Origin of the sequence: Rhodococcus sp. P14 (assembly GCF_000256505.1) — a bacterium.
GTDB lineage: Bacteria > Actinomycetota > Actinomycetes > Mycobacteriales > Mycobacteriaceae > Rhodococcus > Rhodococcus ruber.
On record NZ_AJFC01000249.1, the window covers coordinates 1 to 18,096 of the forward strand.

At 71.6% G+C, this 18,096-nt stretch carries 14 protein-coding genes and 1 pseudogene; 6 read left to right on the forward strand and 9 right to left on the reverse strand.

All coding sequences use genetic code 11. The features are described 5' to 3' along the window. Both OEY_RS28630 and OEY_RS0117745 read right to left on the reverse strand, forming a co-directional pair. A pseudogene (locus tag OEY_RS28630) lies at window positions 1–215 on the reverse strand (cytochrome P450); the annotation flags it as partial. A 74-nt stretch (window positions 216–289) separates the two neighbouring features. Further along, a complete protein-coding gene (locus OEY_RS0117745; RefSeq protein WP_010595172.1) occupies window positions 290–1,699 on the reverse strand; it encodes a replication-associated recombination protein A in 1,410 nt (469 codons plus the stop codon). A gap of 149 nt (window positions 1,700–1,848) precedes the next feature. Here OEY_RS0117745 and OEY_RS0117750 point away from each other — a divergent pair, with 149 nt between their 5' ends. The 3 genes from OEY_RS0117750 to OEY_RS0117760 all read left to right on the forward strand — a co-directional run bounded on the left by OEY_RS0117750 (window position 1,849) and on the right by OEY_RS0117760 (window position 5,275). After that, window positions 1,849–3,492, forward strand: a complete 1,644-nt coding sequence (locus tag OEY_RS0117750; RefSeq protein ID WP_010595173.1) for an alkaline phosphatase D family protein — start codon at window positions 1,849–1,851, stop codon at window positions 3,490–3,492. Then, the gene (locus OEY_RS0117755) at window positions 3,489–4,763 is read left to right on the forward strand and encodes an alkaline phosphatase family protein (protein WP_010595174.1); all 1,275 of its coding nucleotides are present in this window, start codon (window positions 3,489–3,491) and stop codon (window positions 4,761–4,763) included. Before OEY_RS0117750 ends, OEY_RS0117755 begins: the two co-directional genes overlap by 4 nt. Before the next feature lie 86 nt (window positions 4,764–4,849). After that, window positions 4,850–5,275 carry a CBS domain-containing protein gene (locus OEY_RS0117760; RefSeq protein WP_010595175.1) on the forward strand — a complete coding sequence of 142 codons (426 nt, stop codon included), beginning with the start codon at window positions 4,850–4,852 and terminating at the stop codon, window positions 5,273–5,275. 139 nt (window positions 5,276–5,414) lie between these two features. Here the strand turns inward: OEY_RS0117760 and OEY_RS0117765 are convergent, their stop codons facing one another. After that, complete coding sequence (locus tag OEY_RS0117765; protein WP_010595176.1) at window positions 5,415–6,554, reverse strand: hypothetical protein; 1,140 nt, start codon at window positions 6,552–6,554, stop codon at window positions 5,415–5,417. A gap of 215 nt (window positions 6,555–6,769) precedes the next feature. Further along, on the reverse strand, window positions 6,770–8,548 hold the full coding sequence (aspS, locus tag OEY_RS0117775; RefSeq protein ID WP_010595178.1) for an aspartate--tRNA ligase: 1,779 nt from the start codon (window positions 8,546–8,548) through the stop codon (window positions 6,770–6,772). A gap of 145 nt (window positions 8,549–8,693) precedes the next feature. Here aspS and ypfJ point away from each other — a divergent pair, with 145 nt between their 5' ends. Continuing rightward, window positions 8,694–9,608: a KPN_02809 family neutral zinc metallopeptidase gene (ypfJ, locus tag OEY_RS0117780; RefSeq protein WP_010595179.1), complete on the forward strand. Its 915-nt coding sequence runs from the start codon at window positions 8,694–8,696 to the stop codon at window positions 9,606–9,608. An 88-nt stretch (window positions 9,609–9,696) separates the two neighbouring features. After that, window positions 9,697–11,136: a lipase maturation factor family protein gene (locus tag OEY_RS0117785; protein WP_010595180.1), complete on the forward strand. Its 1,440-nt coding sequence runs from the start codon at window positions 9,697–9,699 to the stop codon at window positions 11,134–11,136. Between the two features lie 406 nt (window positions 11,137–11,542). Here the strand turns inward: OEY_RS0117785 and OEY_RS0117795 are convergent, their stop codons facing one another. From OEY_RS0117795 to OEY_RS0117805, 3 genes are all read right to left on the reverse strand, one after another. Beyond that, window positions 11,543–12,949 (reverse strand): wax ester/triacylglycerol synthase family O-acyltransferase, encoded by a 1,407-nt coding sequence (locus tag OEY_RS0117795; RefSeq protein WP_010595181.1) that lies wholly within the window; start codon window positions 12,947–12,949, stop codon window positions 11,543–11,545. Window positions 12,950–12,992: 43 nt separating this feature from the next. After that, a complete protein-coding gene (locus OEY_RS0117800; protein ID WP_010595182.1) occupies window positions 12,993–13,643 on the reverse strand; it encodes a response regulator in 651 nt (216 codons plus the stop codon). A 90-nt stretch (window positions 13,644–13,733) separates the two neighbouring features. Then, window positions 13,734–14,156 carry a pyridoxamine 5'-phosphate oxidase family protein gene (locus OEY_RS0117805; protein WP_010595183.1) on the reverse strand — a complete coding sequence of 141 codons (423 nt, stop codon included), beginning with the start codon at window positions 14,154–14,156 and terminating at the stop codon, window positions 13,734–13,736. 211 nt (window positions 14,157–14,367) lie between these two features. Between OEY_RS0117805 and OEY_RS0117810 the strand changes: the two genes are divergently transcribed. After that, entirely contained in the window at window positions 14,368–16,080 is a 1,713-nt protein-coding gene (locus OEY_RS0117810; protein ID WP_010595184.1) for a sensor histidine kinase, read from the forward strand. A gap of 116 nt (window positions 16,081–16,196) precedes the next feature. Here the strand turns inward: OEY_RS0117810 and OEY_RS0117815 are convergent, their stop codons facing one another. Together OEY_RS0117815 and OEY_RS0117820 are read right to left on the reverse strand one after the other, a co-directional pair. Further along, on the reverse strand, window positions 16,197–17,366 hold the full coding sequence (locus OEY_RS0117815) for an RNA polymerase sigma factor (protein ID WP_010595185.1): 1,170 nt from the start codon (window positions 17,364–17,366) through the stop codon (window positions 16,197–16,199). 7 nt (window positions 17,367–17,373) lie between these two features. Further along, on the reverse strand, window positions 17,374–17,781 hold the full coding sequence (locus tag OEY_RS0117820; RefSeq protein WP_010595186.1) for a YciI family protein: 408 nt from the start codon (window positions 17,779–17,781) through the stop codon (window positions 17,374–17,376). Window positions 17,782–18,096: the final 315 nt, after the last annotated feature.

Below are 18,096 nucleotides of genomic sequence, written 5' to 3' on the forward strand. Positions count from 1 at the left end.
CGGTCGACGACGGCGCGGTACGCGCGGTGCCGTTCCCCGTCGAGTCCGTTGGGGATCTGCAGGTGCCGGGACACGGCATTGGAGAACGTCGCGGGGTCGTCCAGGATCCGCACGGCCTCGGCGTGTCCGAAAACGGTCCAGCTGCGGTCACCGTCGTACGCGATCGGCCCGCGGGCCCGCATCGCGTCGTACCCGGCGACCTGATCCGCCTGCACCGCCTCCGAGCGGGGATCCCACTCCGCGTGCGCCGTGTCGATGGTCGCCTCCTCGCCTCGGTGCCCGGATCACGCTAACGCGCGCCGCGCACGATCCGTCGGAGTTTCGGCACCCGCTGTGCCAGCTCGCGCTCGGCGCCGTGGCCGGTCGGGGTGTAGTAGTCGACGCCGACGAGTTCGTCGGGCGCGTACTGCTGTGCCAGCACGCCGTCGGGGTGGTCGTGCGGGTAGCGGTAGCCGACGGCGTTGCCGAGCTTCTGGGCGCCTGCGTAGTGGCCGTCGCGCAGATGCGCCGGCACCGACCCGGACCGGCCGGCCTTGACGTCGGCGATCGCGGCGCCGAGCGCGGCGGTGACCGCACCCGACTTGGGTGCGGTGGCGATGTGGATGGTGGCCTGCGCCAGGGCGAGCTGGGCCTCGGGCATGCCGACGAGCTGCACGACCTGCGCGGCCGCGGTCGCCGTCTGCAGCGCGGTCGGATCGGCCATGCCGACCTCCTCGCTGGCCTGGATCATCAGCCGCCGCGCGATGAACCGCGGGTCCTCCCCCGCGACGATCATCCGCGCGAGGTAGTGCAGCGCGGCGTCGACGTCGGAGCCGCGCAGCGACTTGATGAACGCGCTCGCGACGTCGTAGTGCTGGTCGCCGTCGCGGTCATAGCGCACCGCGGCCTTGTCGATGCTCGACTCGACGGTCGGCAGGTCGATCGTCGCGCCCGTACCGCCGCGGTCGAGGGCGGTCTCGGCGGCCGCCTCGAGGGCGGTCAGCGCGCGGCGTGCGTCGCCACCGGCGAGGCGCACCAGGTGCTCGAGCGCGTCGTCGGTGATCTGCACGCTTCCACCGAGGCCGCGTTCGTCGGTGCGGGCCCGCTCGAGCAGGGCCCGGATGTCGTCGGGGCCCAGCGGTTGCAGCTGCAGCACCAGGGAGCGGGACAGCAGCGGAGCAACGACGGAGAACGACGGATTCTCGGTGGTGGCGGCCACGAGCAGCACGATCCGGTTCTCCACCGCGGCGAGCAGCGCGTCCTGCTGGGTCTTGGAGAAGCGGTGCACCTCGTCGATGAAGAGCACGGTCTGCTCGCCGGCGCTCAGGCGGCGACGGGCCAGGTCGATCACGGCCCGCACGTCCTTGACGCCGGCCGACAGCGCGGACAGTGCCTCGAAGCGTCGACCGGTGGCGCCGGAGATGAGGGAGGCCAGGGTGGTCTTGCCGGTCCCGGGCGGGCCGTAGAGCACGACGGACGCGGCGCCGGAGCCCTCGACGAGGCGGCGCAGCGGCGCGCCGGGGGCGAGCAGGTGCTGCTGGCCGACGACTTCGCTCAGGTCGGCCGGGCGCATGCGGGCGGCGAGCGGTGCGTTCGGTCCGCCGCCGCGGGGCGGACGCGCCGCCGGTTGCGCGGGGTCGGGTTCGGGTTCGGCCGGGCGGGGGGCCTCGAACAAGGCGTCCGGGCCGGTGGGTTCCTCCGCTCCGAAGAAGGTGCTCACCCCACGAAGCTACCGTCCCGTCCCGACGGCGGTCCGGGCCGACGGGACCGTGAACCGACCGTGAACGTTCAGGACGTTCGGCTGTGGTGCTTGCTCATCGCCGGGCACGCTGGTCTGATCGTCCGGTGCCCCCCACCGAACCTCGTGCCGTGTCGCGACGGACCGCGCTGCGCGCGGGCGGCGCCGTCCTCGGCGCCGCGGCCCTCGCGGCCGTCTGCGCCTCCCCCGCCTCGGCGCAGAACTCCGTGTTCGCACACGGCGTCGCCTCCGGCGACCCGCTGCCCGACCGGGTGATCCTGTGGACCCGCGTGACCCCCGCCCCGGACGCCGTGCCGGGTTCCGGCCTCGGCGCGGCGACGGCGGTCCGCTGGGAGGTCGCCACCGACGGCGATTTCCGCGACGTGGTGGCCTCGGGGTCCGTGACCACGTCCCCGGTGTCCGACCACACCGTCAAGGTCGACGCGACGGGCCTGGAACCGGACACCGCCTACGTCTACCGGTTCACCGCCGGCGACGTGTCCTCCCCCGTCGGCCGTACCCGCACCGCGCCGGGGCCGGACACGGACCCGGACCGCCTGCGGTTCGCGGTGGTGTCGTGCTCGAACTGGGAGGCCGGGTTCTTCGGCGTCTACCGGCATCTGGCGGCGCGCCCGGACCTCGATGCCGTCGTGCACCTCGGCGACTACCTGTACGAGTACGGCACGGGCGAGTACGCCGCCGGTGACCGGGTGGTGCGCCCGCACGATCCGCGACACGAGATCGTCACCCTGGCGGACTACCGGATCCGGCACGGCCAGTACAAGAGCGATCCCGACCTGCAGCGATTGCACGCGCTGGTGCCGTGGATCGTGGTGTGGGACGACCACGAGAGCGCCAACGACGCCTGGTCCGGCGGCGCGGAGAATCACGATCCGGCCGTCGAGGGAATCTGGGCGGACCGGCGGGCCGCGGCCCTGCAGGCGTACCTCGAATGGCAGCCCGTCCGGCCGGGCGGCACCACCGACGCGCCCCGGTTGTACCGGCGGCTGCAGTTCGGGAGCCTGGCCGAGTTGTCGATGCTGGATCTGCGCAGCTACCGATCCGAGCAGGTGAACGGGCGCCGCCTCGACGACCCGGAGCGCACCATCACCGGCGCCGAGCAGATGGCGTGGCTGACCGCGGGCGTCGCCAGTTCGGGCACGCGATGGCAGCTCGTCGGGAACCCGGTGATGATCGCACCCGTGCTGCTGCCGCCGCTGGACGAGCGGACCACGGCGGCGCTGACCGCCGTCGCGGGGATCCCGGCTGCGGGGGCGCCGTTCAACGTCGACCAGTGGGACGGCTACCCCGCGGACCGGCGACGGCTGCTCGACGCGATTCGCGCCTCCGGCCGGGACGTGGTGTTCCTCACCGGCGACATCCACTCGTCGTGGGCCGCCGACATCCCTGTCGACGCCGCGAACTATCCGGGCGCAGGCACCGTGGCCACCGAGCTCGTGGTGCCCTCGGTGACCTCGGCGAACATCGACGAGTTGCTCGGCGTCGCGCCGCGCACCGTCTCCCCGTCGATCGAGGCGGCGGTACAGGCGACGAATCGCCACATCGGGTACGTCGAGCTGGATTCGCACGGCTTCGGAATCCTGGACGTGACCGCCGACGCGGTGCAGATGGACTGGTTCTACGTCCTCGATCCGACCGACCCGGGGACCGGCGCGCGGTACGGCACGAGCCGACGGGTCGCAGCCGGCACGCCGCGGCTCGCCCCGGCCGGCCCGCTCGACCCCGGTGCGCACCGCCGGGCGGACCGGCCGTGAGGCGGCCCGCCGGGGCGATCGACCGGCGCACGATGCTCGCGGGCACGGCCGTGCTGGCCGGCGCGGCCCTGATCGGCGCGGCACCGGCGAGGGCGGCCACGTCGGCGCTGGTTCCGGACGCGGACGTGCACGTTCTCGTCGTCGACGGGATGCGTCCGGACGAGCTCGCGCCGGGTCTCACGCCGCATCTCGTGGCGCTCGCCGACGCCGGCACCCGGTACACCGCGGCCCGGGCGATTCCGGTGGCCGAGACGCTGCCCAACCATGCGGCGATGATGACCGGTGTGCTGCCGCACCGGAACGGGGTGCCCGCGAATTCGGTCTTCGACCCGGCGCTCGGACGCACCCGGGACCTGGATCGGCCGGCCGACCTGCGCGCCGCCACGGTGCTCGACCGGTTGCCCCGCGAACTGGGGTTGACGACGGCGAGCGTGCTGTCCAAGCGGTACCTGCACGGCTTGTTCGGCGGTCGCGCGTCGGTGGCGTGGGATCCGGTGCCGCTGCTCCCGCTCACCGAGCACGCCCCGGACCGGTTCACGGTCGACGCGCTGATCTCCGTGGTGGACGAGCGGTCTCCGCGGTTCACGTTCACCAATCTCGGCGATGTGGACCGCGTCGGGCACCTGGACGTGCTCGGCGCGTCACTGCGGCTCGCCCGGACGGCGGCTCTGCGCTCGGCGGACGAGCAGGTGGCGCGGTTCGTCGAGTTCCTGCGCGCGACAGGGCGGTGGGAACGCTCGGTGCTGATGGTGCTGGCCGACCACGGGATGGACTGGTCGGCGCCGGACCAGGTGATCGGACTCGTCGACGTGCTCGGCGCCGACCCGCTGCTCGCCCGCTCGGTGCGCACCGCGCAGAACGGTGGCGCGAACCTGCTGTACTGGGTCGGCGATCCGGCGGCCCGTCTCGAGGCGGTCGCGCGGATGCGGGAGGTGACCTCCGCCGTGCCGGGCGTGGCCGAGTTGTACACGGGAGCGGATCTGGGTCTCGGGGCGGCCGCGGGCGATCTGGTCGCGCTGTGCGACGCGGGGTGGCGGTTCTCCGATCCGAGCCCGCTGTCGAATCCCATCCCGGGCAATCACGGTCACGCCGCGACCGTCGAGATCCCGTTCTTCGTCGCCGGCGGGCACGCCAGCCTCCACCGGGGCTCGACGGTCTCCGACCCCGTCCGCACCCTCGACGTCGCCCCGACGGTCGCGGCGCTGTTCGGGCTGGCCGAGCCGCCGGGCGGCTGGGACGGCCGCGCGGCGACGCACGCCTTCGCCGGGTGAGTTCGATGGCCCCTCCCCCCTTCCACCGCCCGCCGCCGCGCGTGACAATGGAAGGGCAGTAACCGTTTTCAACGGAGGAGGCAGTGATGACCACCGCACGCGACATCATGCACCGTGACGCGGTCTGCATCGGTGAACACGACACCCTCGAGACCGCGGCCCGGCGGATGCGGGAACTGGATATCGGCGCGTTGCCGATCTGCGGCGACGACAATCGGCTCCACGGCATCATCACCGACCGCGACATCGTGCTCGAGTGCGTGGCAGCGGGCGGCGACCCGCGTTCGATGACGGCCGGTGCGCTCGCCCACGGCAAGCCCTACGTGGTCGACGCGGACGCGGACGTCGGCCGGGTCCTGACGGTGATGGAGGAACACCGCATCCGCAGGCTGCCCGTCGTCGAGGAGCATCGGCTGGTGGGGATGATCAGCGAGGCCGACCTGGCCGTGCATCTGCCCGAGTCGGAGGTGGGCCGGTTCGTCGAGGCGATCTGCGCACGCACCGCGCCGTGACCCTTCGAGCGTCCCGCGCCGTGACCCTTCGAGCGTCCCGCTCCGTGACCCTTCGAGCGTCCCGCTCCGGAGCCCTTCGAGCGTCCCGCTCCGGAGCCCTCCGAGCCTCCCGCGCCGGGGCGCTCCGGGCGTGGTGTGGTCAGTCGCCGACGCGCCGCTCGAGCCGGTCGAGGACGTCCCGGGCATGCCCGGCGACGTCGTCGTGTCCGGCGTCGCCGGCGAAGTCGGCGAGCAGCGACCAGCGGGTGCGCAGCGCGTCGGTCCACGGCACCGACAGATGGTGGTCACGCACCGCAGCGATGCGGGCCGGGTCCTCGGGAACGAACAGGTAGGTGCTCAACCACACCCACGCGAGCTGTGCGTCGAGCAACCGCTCGGCGAGCACCTCGTCGAAGCCGAGCGAGGGCCACATGCCCACCACCTCGGCGCGCCACGCGTCGGCCATCGCGCGGGCCCGCTCGAGGGTGAGCGGTGCCTTGCACAGGCAGGCCGGGAAGGAGGTCAGGGCATAGGCGATGTCGAGGGTGGCGTCGCGGAAGCCGCCCCATTCGTAGTCGAGGAACTGCACGCCCTCGTCCCCGACGACGATGTTGTCCGGGCACAGATCCGAGGGACTGAACGCCCGGAACCGGCCGGCGGTGAACAGCTTCGCGGCCCGCTCGGCGCGGTCGATCACGCTCTGCGGCACCTCGAACCCGAACTCGGTGGCGAAGCGGTCCGGCACCCCGCGGAGCGCGCCGGTGGCCTGCTCGACGACGGCGTCGGCGAAGTGCGCCACCTCGGCGCGACGCAGCAGCGCGGCGAAGTCCTCGTCGCGCCCGACGGTCGCGGCGTGCATCCGGCCGAGGGCCTGGGCGAAGGCCATGAGGGTGTTGGTGACCGTGTCGGTGTCGTCGCTGCGCAGCAGCGTCGCGATCGGAGTGGCGTCGCCGAGATCGCTGAGCACGAGCAGACGGGATTCGAAGTCGTAGGCCAGGAGTTCGGCGCCGGGCCGGTCGTCCTTGGGCAGGGCGGTAGCGAACTGGTAGGACACCGCCTCCCGGAGGAACGCGACCTCGTCGTCGGTGGCGGCACCGCGGAACCCCCCCTGCCGGTTCGCGCGTGGCGGCACCTGCTTGAGCACGAGGGTGCGCGGCAGGGAGAACGGGTTCGCCGCGACCCGCACGCGCAGGACCACCGAGCGGCCGCTGCCGCCGAGATCCACCGGATCGGCCAAGGTCACGGGTGCGCCGGTGCGCCGGGTCAGCAGCTTCTCCGCCGCCTCCACCACTTCCGACATGGGCTCCGCCAATGTTGCAGTCATCGCCTGACAATCTACCCGGTTCGGACGACGATCAGTTCGTGCACGAACCGCATCTTGACCGAAACGTGCGTGGGCAGCACGAACGGATGCCGGTCCCGTGACCCGGTGCACCGGGTCCGGCGACGGCCGGTGCCCCGGTGGCGCCACCCGGGGATCCCGGGCGGCGCCACCGGGACGGCTCCGCCGTCCTTTTACTTCCCGGCCGGCTTCGGCTCCGGCTTGAAGTCGATGCCCGAGTCCTTGCGCTGTTCGGCGGTGATGGGCGCCGGGGCGTCGGTCAGCGGATCGACGCCACCCCCGGACTTCGGGAACGCGATGACCTCGCGGATCGAGTCCGCGCCGGCGAGCAGGGCGGTGATGCGGTCCCAGCCGAAGGCGATGCCGCCGTGCGGCGGCGCACCGTACTTGAACGCCTCGAGCAGGAAGCCGAACTTCTCGTTCGCCTCCTCCTCGGAGATTCCCATCACCTTGAACACCCGCTGCTGGACGTCCATGCGGTGGATACGGATCGAGCCGCCGCCGATCTCGTGACCGTTGCACACGATGTCGTACGCGTAGGCGAGCGCCGAACCGGGGTCGGTGTCGAACGTGTCGAGGTGCTCGGGCATCGGCGAGGTGAAGGCGTGGTGCACCGCGGTCCACGCGGAGGTGCCCAGCGCCACGTCGCCGGACGCGGTGGCGTCGGCGGCCGGCTCGAACAACGGGGCGTCGACGACCCACACGAACTTCCAGTCGTCGGGATCGATGAGATCGAGCTTGCGGGCGATCTCGCCGCGCGCGGCACCGAGCAGCGCACGCATGGGCTTGGTGGGGCCGGCGGCGAAGAAGATGCAGTCCCCCGGCGCTGCACCGACGTGCGCGGCCAGCCCGGCCCGCTCGGTGTCGGTGAGGTTCTTCGCGACCGGTCCGGACAGCTCGCCGTCCTCACCGACCAGTACGTACGCCAGGCCCTTCGCACCCCGCTGCTTGGCCCACTCCTGCCAGGCGTCGAGCTGGCGCCGCGGCTGGCTCGCACCGCCGGGCATGACGACCGCACCGACGTACTCGGCCTGGAAGACCCGGAAGGTGGTGTCCTTGAAGAACTCCTTGCACTCGACCAGTTCGAGACCGAAACGCAGGTCGGGCTTGTCCGAGCCGAAGCGGCGCATCGCCTCGGCGTAGGTCATGCGCGGGATCGGTGTGGTCAGCTCGTGGCCGATCAGGCGCCACAGCGCGTGCAGGATCTCCTCGGCGAGCAGGATCACGTCGTCCTGGCCCACGAAGGCCATCTCGATGTCGAGCTGGGTGAACTCCGGCTGACGGTCGGCGCGGAAGTCCTCGTCCCGGTAGCAGCGGGCGATCTGGTAGTAGCGCTCGATGCCGCCGGCCATCAGCAGCTGCTTGAACAGCTGCGGCGACTGCGGCAGCGCGTAGAAGCTGCCGGGCTGCAACCGGGCCGGCACCACGAAGTCGCGTGCGCCCTCGGGGGTGGAGCGCGTCAGCGTCGGAGTCTCGACCTCCACGAAGCTGTGGTGGGCGAGCACGGCACGCGCGGCGGCGTTGACCTTGCTGCGGAGCCGGATCGCCTTGCCGGGGCCCTCGCGTCGCAGGTCCAGGTAGCGGTACTTGAGGCGGGCTTCCTCCCCGACCTGGTCGTCGAGCTGGAACGGCAGCGGTGCGGCCTCGTTGAGCACCTCGAGCTGCGTCGCGTTCACCTCGACGGCGCCGGTGGGGATGTCGAAGTTCTGGTTGCCCTCGGGGCGGACCTCGACGACCCCGACGACCTTGATGCAGTACTCGGCGCGCAGACGGTGTGCCTGCTCGAGGACGTCGCCCTCGCGGAAGACGACCTGCGACACGCCCGACGCGTCGCGCAGGTCGATGAAGATCACCCCGCCGTGGTCGCGGCGCCGGGCCACCCAGCCGGTGAGGGTGACGGTCTGCTCGGCGTGCTCGGCTCGCAACGAGCCGGCGAGATGGGTGCGCAGCACGGAATTCCTTTCGAAACAACTTTGGCGAGGGACGTCGTCGCTGCAATCCTACGAAAGGCACATATCCGCCGAGGACACCCGTACCCGATCGGCCGTGCCAAGCTGAACCGGTCGGTCACCCTGCGACGAGAAAGCGAAGGCGGCGATGACGTTCAACGAGGGCGCGCGGATGGAGGGCGGCCGGATCCAGCTCGGCGGCGGGGGCAGCCCCGGCGGGCGGATCGCGATCGGCGGTGGTGCCGGCGGCCTCGTGGTGCTGATCCTGGCACTGCTGTTCGGGGGTGACCCCGGTTCCCTGCTCGGCAGCGGCGCCCCGGAGCAGTCCGGACAGTACGGTTCGGGCACCCTCGAGGGCTGCGAGACGGGTGCGGACGCCAACGCGAGCGTCGACTGCCGCGTCCAGTTCACCGTCGGCAGCCTCGACGCGGTGTGGGAACAGCAGCTCGGTCGGCAGACCGGCGTCGAGTACGTCCGGCCCGACGTCGTGCTGTTCTCCGGCGCGGTCGCGACGGGCTGCGGCAACGCCACGAGCGACGTCGGGCCGTTCTACTGCCCGGCCGACCGGACCGCGTACTTCGACACCAGCTTCTTCCAGGATCTGGTCACCCGGTTCGGTGCCAACGCGGGCCCGCTCGCGCAGGAATACGTCGTCGCGCACGAGGTGGGTCACCATCTGCAGAACCAGCTCGGCGACCTCGGCCGCGCGCAGGCCGATCCGCGTGGCGCCGACTCCGGGGCGGTCCGCACCGAACTGCAGGCCGACTGCTACGCCGGCGCGTGGGCGTACCACGCCGACAAGCAGCCGGATCCGAACACCGGGGAGCCGTTCCTGCAGCCGCTCAGCGACCAGGACATCCGCGACGCCCTGTCGGCGGCCTCCGCCGTCGGCGACGACCGGATCCAGGCCTCCGCCGGTGGGCGGGTCAACCCCGAGGGCTGGACGCACGGCTCGTCCGAACAGCGGCAGAAGTGGTTCCTCGCCGGGTACACGACGGGGCAGATCGCGGCGTGCGACACGTACACGGCGCGGGACCTGGACAACCCGCCGGCGCTGCGCTGACGCCGCCTCGCACCGCGGGGATTCCGTACCCGGAACGCGGTGCGCGTGCCATGCTCGAGGGGTCCGCACCGGTACGAGGTGACCTGCCGTGGAATGGTACGACGCCGAGGGGTATTCGCTGGGACGGTTGCTGTGCACGCGCGCGCTCGCCCTGGTCTACCTCGTCGCGTTCCTCGTGGCGCTCAATCAGTTCCGGGCGCTGCTCGGAACCGCCGGCCTGACGCCGATCCCCCGCTTCCTGAGCGCGACGTCGTTCGGGCGTGCCCCGAGCGTGTTCCACCTGCGCTACTCGGACCGTCTCTTCGCGGCGGTCGCCGGTCTCGGCGCGGTCCTGGCCGCCGCCACGGCCCTCGGGGTGACGGACCGGCTGCCGCTGATCGCCTCGATGCTCGTCTGGTTCCTGATGTGGCTGCTGTACCTGTCGATCGTCAACGTCGGTCAGGTCTGGTACTCGTTCGGCTGGGAATCGTTGCTGCTCGAGACCGGATTCCTGGCGATCTTCCTCGGCAACGCGGACACCGCCCCGCCGCTGCTCGGCCTGATCCTGCTCCGCTGGCTGCTGTTCCGGCTCGAGTTCGGCGCGGGCCTGATCAAGATGCGCGGCGACCGGTGCTGGCGGGACCTGACGTGCCTGTACTACCACCACGAGACCCAGCCGATGCCGGGGCCGCTGAGCTGGTACTTCCATCGTCTGCCGAAGCCGCTGCACCGGGTCGAGGTGGCCGGGAACCATGTCACCCAGCTGGTGGTGCCGTTCTTCCTGTTCGCGCCGCAGCCGATCGCGGGGATCGCGGCGTCGATCATGATCGTCACCCAGCTGTGGCTGGTGGCCAGCGGGAACTTCTCCTGGCTGAACTGGCTGGCGATCGTGCTGGCGCTGTCGGTGATCCCCGACGACTGGTGGGAGCGTCTGCTGCCGCTCGAGCCGGGCACGGGGTACGGGCCGACACCGACGGTGTTCGTGGCCGCGGTCCTGGCGCTGACCGGGGCGGTCGCGGTGCTGAGCTACCTGCCGGTGTGGAACATGCTCTCCCACCGGCAGGCGATGAACGCCTCGTTCAATCGATGGCACTTCGTCAACACCTACGGTGCGTTCGGCAGCATCACCCGGCACCGGCACGAGGTGATCGTCGAGGGCACCTCGGATCGGGACGTCGGTCCCGGCACCGTGTGGCGTGAGTACGAGTTCAAGGGCAAGCCCGGCGACGTGCACCGCCGGCCCCGTCAGTACGCGCCGTACCACCTACGGCTGGACTGGTTGATGTGGTTCGCTGCGCTGTCCCCCGACTACGCGCGGTCCTGGTTCGGGCGGCTGCTCGAGAAGCTGCTCACCAACGACGAGCACGTGACGGCGTTGCTGCGCCGTAATCCGTTTCCCGACGAGCCGCCGCGGTGGGTGCGGGCCCGGTATTTCAGTTATCGGTACACCACGCGGCGCGAGCGCCGGGAGACCGGCGCGTGGTGGGTGCGTGAATACATCACCGAGTACATGCGACCGGTGACCCTGGCCGAGGGCGACGTCGGCTGAAACTGCCGCGACGGCGACGTTACCGATTGTTTGTTTTCCGAAATCGAGATATTTACCCGCGGGAATTCACAAGAAGGCGGCCTGCGGTTGTGCAACCGCAGGCCGCCTGCTCGTCGAGTCGAGCCTACGCAGCAGCCTCGGAGCTGCCGGCGGCCTCAGCCGAACCCGAGAAGAAGTCGAGCGCGTCGAAGAGCGTCGACACGGCGTCGAAGAATTCGCTGAGGAAAGCGAGGTCCATTAGGTAACTCCATTTCTGATGCTGTACACGGCGGTGCGGGTCGCGCACCGGCTCAATTGTTACCGGAGGCTCCGAGCGTCTGCAATTCGAGACACAATCCGGCAGATACGACGTTCCGCGGAATTCCCGCAATACGGACCGCGGTGGCAATGCCCGTCGCGTCGCAATTCACGCAGTTCGTCCCGCTTCGGGGCGCGCAATCGGCGCCGCACACAATTCGTCGACGGCGGCGGAGAATCCTTCGGCCACGATCTCGAGATCGGGAACGAGCACCGCGTCCGCAACCAGATCGATATTCAGCCGGCCCGCGTAGGAGAGGACGCCGACGGCGAGCCCGACATTGCCCTGCACCACCCCGATCTGGAACATCTCGCGGATGCGGGCACCGACGAAGTGCAGCGGCACGGGCGGGCCGACCAGATTGCTGACGAACAGGTTCACCAGTCGTTGACGCCGCATGACCCGCACCGTCCAGCGCTGGAGCAGCCGGCCCCCGGGCTGCAGCGGCGGCTCCCGCCGGAGCCGGGCCGTCTCGCGGGCAATCGCCGCGAGGCGGGCGGCGACCGATCCGGCGCCCACCGGAAGGGCCACGAGCAGGATCCCGACCCGATTTCCCGGGCTCCGGTCCTCGGCGGTACGCAACGACGCCGCCATTGACGCCGTCAGCACCAGGTCCGGGTCGCGTACGCCGCGTGCGTCGAGGAGGCGCCGCACGCCGGCCGCGACGGCGGCGAGTACGACGTCGTTGACCGTCGCTCCGTGCGCGTGGGCGACGCGACGGATCTCGGCGAGGTCGCAGCGCACCAGGCTCAGCCGGCGGTGTGGTCCGACGGGACCGTCGAACGGTACCCTCGGGGCCTTGCCGCGCCGCACGAGCGCGCGCACCTGCCGCATCCGCAGGGCGGCCCGTCGCGCCGCCACCGTCGGCCGCACCGCCCGGATCCGATGCCGCGCGGCCGTGGTCCGGCGGCGCAGGTTGTCGCGGACGAGGGCGTGCACCGAGGGCACCTGCACCGGGGTGGGCACGGGAACCTGCCCCTCGTCGGCCGGCCCCTCGTCGGCCGGCACGGAGGCGGTGTCGAGGAGCGCGCCGAACAGTTCGAGGGCGGCGATACCGTCGGCGACCACATGGTGCAGCCGCACGAGCAGCGCGATCGTCTCGTCGTCGCGACCGGTGAGCAGCCACATCTCCCACAGTGGCCGCGACCGGTCGAGGCGCGGCTCGTCGAGTTCCGCGCACGCGCGCACCAGGGCTGCCTCGTCGCCGGGCGCGGGCAGGGCGCGGGTCCGGACGTGGTACGAGATGTCGAAGCGCGGGTCGTCGACCCACACCGGCGGTCCGGCACCCGGCGGCGGCCAGTGCAGCCGCTGGCGCAGCCGCGGTGCTCGACGGGTGCGGCGCTCGACGTGGTCGCGGATCGCCGCCAGGCGGAGCCGTCCGGCTGCATCGCACAGCGGCGTCCCGTCCACGACGACGAGCGCCGCCACGTGCATCGGCACCCCGCGGTCCTCGACGCGCAGGTTGCCCACGTCGAGCGGACTCAGCCGCTCGAACCGGGGCCGCTGCTCCGCCATGGATTCGTCCTGCCGTCGTGGCCGCGCGGGGCCCGGGGACCGCTCAGCGCCCCCCGGGGCGTCTCGGTGGCATCTTCGTCGCCAGGACCGCGGCCTGGGTGCGGCGCTCCACACCGAGCTTGGCCAGCAGCCGCGACACGTAGTTCTTCACCGTCTTCTCGGCCAGGAACATCCGTTCGGCGATCTGACGGTTGGTCAGCCCCTCGCCGAGCAGCGCGAGCAGGTTCCGCTCCTGCTCGGTCAGGTTCGCGTACGGGCCGTCGCTGCCGCTGGTGTCGGCGCGCAGCTTCGCCATCAGCGTGGTCGCGGCGCGGCTGTCGAGCAGGGACTTGCCGGCGCCCACGTCCCGCACGGCCCGGATCAGCTCGGTGCCGCGGATGTCCTTGAGCGCGTATCCGCTCGCGCCGGCGAGGATCGCGTCGAGCATCGCCTGCTCGTCGGTGAACGAGGTCAGCATCAGGCAGCGCAGTTGCGGCATCTGTGAGAGCAGCTCCCGGCACAGCTCGATGCCGTTGCCGTCCGGGAGCCGGACGTCGAGCACGGCCACGTCGGGTTCCGCGGCCGGAACCCGGACGAGGGCCTCGCCGTACGACGACGCCTCCCCCGCGATCGTCAGGTCGGGATCCGTGGTGAGCAGATCCGCGATGCCACGGCGGACCACCTCGTGGTCGTCGACGAGAAAGACCCTGACCATGCGGCAGCCTCCAATCCCCGGACAGCACGGTACCGCACGGTGAGCCCGCTCACACCGGCTCGGACCGGGCGGTCGACGGCCGCAGAACGATCAGCTGCCCGCGCCGGGCCACCACGGCAGCGTGGTGCGCCGCCCGCTGATGTGCTCGACGTCGATGACGAGGAGCGGATCCGTCGGGCCGATGCCCCACGGCACACCGTGGTCACCGTCGAATCCGAGGAGGCCGTCGGTGCCCCGCACGAGCCGGGCGCGGCCGATCGCGACCACGCTCCATCCCGTCCGGACCGCCTCCTCGAGCTGCTCGGCATGGAAGGCGAGCAGCCCGCCGTCGAAGCGCTCGAACCACCCGTCGTCCCCGGTGGGAACGACGATCTCGCCGTTCGGGGCGGCAAAGGTCACCGGATGCACCGCCGGCAGTGCGCCGTCGGTGTAGACCAGACGGCCGGTCGGCACCGAGCGCAACAGCGCCATGCACCGCCCCGGGGGGAGCGGGGATTCCGGACCCGTCGTCATCCTGGACCTTCTTCACCTGTGGAGACGTTCTCCGACTCCACAGTGGTCCGTCGTGTCCGCAAGCAGCAGGGTCGAAAGTCGTCACCGTGGGGGCGCAAGTCACCGCGGCGGCGGCGGTCCGCGGATTACCCTCGGCACAATGGGAGAAACCGGGCCTTCCGAAGCGGCCGGGGCGGGGCCCGGGGCCCGGGATCCACTGAAGGGGTGAGCGATGGCTGCCGACGAGGAACCGTTGCTCTCGGGCACGCTGTCCCAACTGCGGCTGCGGGAGCTGCTCGCGGAGGTCCAGGACCGCATCGACCAGGTGATCGTCGCGCGCGATCAGATCGACGGGCTGCTCGAGGCCGTGCTCACGGTCGCGTCCGGCCTCGAGCTCGAGGCGACGCTCGCACGCATCGTGCACGCGGCCATCGAACTCGTGGACTGTCGTTACGGCGCCCTGGGCGTGCTCAATCGCCGTGGCGACGGACTGCAGAACTTCGTGTACGAGGGCATCGACGAGGACGCTCGCGCGTCGATCGGCGACCTCCCCACCGGTCACGGCCTGCTCGGGCTGCTGATCGAGCAACCGAAACCGATCCGTCTCGACAACCTGGCCCAGCACGTGGCCTCGTCCGGCTTCCCGGACCACCACCCGCCGATGCGGACCTTCCTGGGTGTCCCGGTCCGGGTGCACGGGGAGGTGTTCGGCAATCTCTACCTCACCGAGAAGGCGAACGGCCAGTCCTTCACCGAGGACGACGAGGTGATCGTGCAGGCCCTCGCGGCCGCGGCGGGCATCGCGGTGGACAATGCGCGCCTGTTCGAGGAGGCCCGGCTGCGGCAGCGCTGGCAGGAGGCCACGAGCGAGATCCGGGCGGAACTACTGGCCGATACCGCCCCGCAGGACGTGCTCGACCTGATCGCCCGGCGCGCGCTGGTGCTGGCGGAGGCGGACCACGTCCAGATCGCCCAGCCCGAGGACACCGACGTGCCGCCGGAGGAGGTCTCGGCCCTGGTCGTCACCGCGTACGCCGGTTCGGACCCCGCGGCGTTCGAGGGCAAACGGATCCGGGTGGAGGGCACCGCGACCGGGGTCGTGTACCGGGGCGGGCGACCGCTCCAGGTCACGGAGTTCGACGGCGACGGCGACGGCGACCGGCACGGACCGGCGCTGCTGCTGCCCCTGCGTGCCTCGGCCGACACCGTGTCGGGGGTGCTGTCGGTCGTTCGCACCGCGGGTCGGGAACCCTTCGACGACCGTCAGCTCTTCCTCGCCACGTCCTTCACCGACCAGGCGGCGCTCGCGCTGAAGCTGGCCGACGACCAGCGGCGGCTCAATTCCCTGACCGTGTTCGCCGACCGGGACCGGATTGCGCGGGATCTGCACGACCATGTCATCCAGCGGTTGTTCGCCCACGGCCTGAACCTGCAGAGCACGCATGCCCGCACCCGCTCCCCGGAGATCCGCGGGCGCCTGGCCGACATGATCGACGACGTGCAGAGCATCATCACCGATGTGCGCACCGCGATCTTCGACCTGCACAGCGGGCCGGAGAGCGGCCGGCAACTGCGCCAGGCCCTGCAGGACATCGTCGCCGAACAGACCGCCGATGCGGGCCTGCGCACCGTGGTGCGCATGTCGGGGCCGCTCAACGTCATCACCGGTCCCCTCGCCGACCACGCGGAGGCGGTGCTGCGGGAGGCGATGAGCAACGTGGTGCACCATTCCGGCGCGGACACCGTCACCGTCACCGTGTCGGTGGACGACTACCTCACCCTCGACGTCACCGACAACGGCATCGGTCTTCCGGCCACCGTCGCGCGCAGTGGACTGCACAACCTCGCCTCCCGGGCGGAGGACGCCGCCGGCACCTTCGCCGCTGCCGCGCTCGCCACCGGTGGCACCCGTGTGCTGTGGTCGGCTCCCCTGCCCGAGGACTGAGCTCGCGCCGCCGCGATGCGAGCATGGCCCGCCCCCGCCGCTCACCCGGGTACCGCCACCCAGTTCAGCGGCCTCTCCCGTTCAGCGGCCTCTCCCGTTTCAGCGGCCTCGCCCGTTCAGCGGCGCAGCCGGGCGTTGAGCCGGGCCGCCTGGCGGGTCAGGTGGTCACGCTCGGCGAGGTTCGGAGCCTTCCGGGCTGCCTCCGCGTACAACCGCGCCGCCGTCGCCGGGTCGCCGGCACGCTCGTGGAGGTACGCCGCCACCGCGCTATAGCGGGGCAGCGAGTCGTCCAGCGCCGCGAGCGCGGCGAGGCCGGCCTGCGGCCCGTCTGCCTCACCCACGGCCACCGCACGGTTGAGCCGGACGACCGGGCTGTCGGTCAGCCGGACGAGCTCGTCGTACCACTCGACGATCTGCACCCAGTCGGTCTCCTCGGCGCTGGGGGCATCGGCGTGGAGTGCCGCGATGGCCGCCTGGGCCTGGAACTCGCCCAGCCGGTCACGGGCGAGCGCCGCCTGCAGGATCTCGACACCCTCGGCGATCGACTCGGTGTCCCATCGGTTGCGGTCCTGCTCGGCGAGGGGCACCAGACTGCCGTCGGGTGCCGTCCGGGCGGCGCGCCGGGCGTGGTGGAGCAGCATGAGAGCGAGCAGCCCCGCCACCTCGGGATGGTCGATCGCGGCGGCGAGCTGCCGGGTGAGCCGGATGGCCTCGGCCGCGAGATCGACGTCGCCGGAGTACCCCTCGTTGAAGACGAGATAGAGCACGCGCAGCACGGTGGCGACGTCGCCGGGCCGGTCGAACCGCACCCCGGAGACGGTGCGCTTGGCCCGGCTGATGCGCTGCGCCATGGTCGCCTCGGGCACCAGATACGCGCGGGCGATCTGACGGGTGGTCAGTCCGCCGACGGCACGCAACGTGAGGGCGACCGCGGACGACGGCGTCAGCGACGGGTGGGCACACAGGAAGTAGAGCTGGAGAGTGTCGTCCACCGCAGGAACAGGCGCCGGCTCGGCGCCGTGGCCGCTCGGCCGGCTTCGCTCCGCGTAGACGAGGTCCTCGCGGCGCCGGCGGGCGCCGTCCGTGCGGGCGGCGTCGAGGAACCTGCGCCAGGCCACCGCGATCAGCCAGCCCTTCGGGTCCCGGGGTGGGTCGGCCGGCCAGGTGCGGATCGCCTCGACGAGCGCATCCTGCACGGCGTCCTCGGCCGCCGCGAAATCTGCTCCGCGGCGGACGAGGATTCCGAGCACGCTGGGCACGAGAGTGCGGAGTTCGAGCTCGTTCACCGGACGGTCACTCCGTCACGTTGGGCGGTGCCGTCAGGAAGGGGCGCACCTCGAGCCACTCGTGGATCGGCTTTCCCCCCGCGCCGGGGGCGGCCGACAACTCGCCGGCGAGCTCGACGGCGCGTTCGTAACTGTCGACGTCGATCACCATCCAGCCGGCGATGAGGTCCTTCGTCTCGGCGAACGGGCCGTCGGTGACGGGGGGCCGGCCCTCGCCGTCGTACCGCACGAACACCCCCTCCGGGGCGAGTGCCTGACCGTCGACGAACTCGCCGGTCTTTTCGAGCCGGGCCGCGAAATCGTGCATGAACTGCATGTGGGCCGAGATCTCCGCCGGCGTCCACTGGTCCATGGGCACGTCGTTGACGGCAGCCGGGGCGCCGCGGTAGTGCTTGAGCAGCAGGTACTTGGCCATCGTGTTCTCCTCGGTGCTGGTGCGACCCATTGTGGTCGCATTCGATTCGGGGACGGAGCCGGTCGTGCGTTCTCGACATCGCCGTCCGAATTCTCTCGAATCCGCCCCGAATCCGGGATGCGCCGCCCGGAGCCGAAAGGTCGCGTTTCTCCGATATGCGCCGGATCGTCGTGGCGCAGGGACTACCATCGAATTCGGCGAGGGAACCCGATGAACACGAATTCGAACGCACTGGACGACCAGGTCCGGGCCGTACACCAGTTGGTACGCACGCAACTGCGCATCCTCGAAATCCGCCACGCGCACAGCACACGT